Here is a 518-nt window from a genome sequence, read left to right on the forward strand (position 1 = left end):
GTATTATATAGTAAACCGACCGGCCTTGAACTTTATTCATATTCAGTATGTTTGCGAAGGTTTCAGCCGATTTGGATGGAAGCGCCGTATTCTGTCGGAATGGGGCGGTAAAGCGGATTTTTATGCCATGCCAACATGAATAACGGCCGTCTGAAATTTTTCAGACGGCCTTGTGTGGAAATCGGGACGCATGGTCTGGAACGGGATTTGTGCTAAGTATGGCGTGCAAATCGCATAGACAAAAAAATAACCGCTTCAAGGCGGTGGGTGGTGGCCAGAGGCGGAATCGAACCGCCGACACACGGATTTTCAATCCGTTGCTCTACCAACTGAGCTATCTGGCCTTCGCGTGTTTCGTTGCGAGATGTGAATTAAACCAAATTTCGTTGTCTTGTGCAAGCGTTTGTAGGCTTTATTTTTTGGGTGGTAAATTAAGATTTTGTTTTGTATTGAATTATTTTTCGTTTTAATTAGCGGTTTTTTAGGTTTGCCGGTTTGATTTTCAGACGGCCTAAGAT

Annotated in this window: 1 protein-coding gene and 1 tRNA gene; both read right to left on the reverse strand. The window is 43.8% G+C overall.

The genetic code is table 11. The annotated features are described in order from the left end of the window. Positions 1-268: 268 nt before the first annotated feature. Positions 269-344, reverse strand: a tRNA-Phe gene (locus tag ACTHUM_RS18620). Beyond that, positions 310-518: hypothetical protein (locus ACTHUM_RS18625; protein WP_440403771.1), on the reverse strand; the 209-nt coding region annotated here is incomplete at its 5' end. The genes ACTHUM_RS18625 and ACTHUM_RS18620, both read right to left, overlap by 35 nt.

Source organism: Neisseria sp. P0021.S006 (assembly GCF_051956895.1).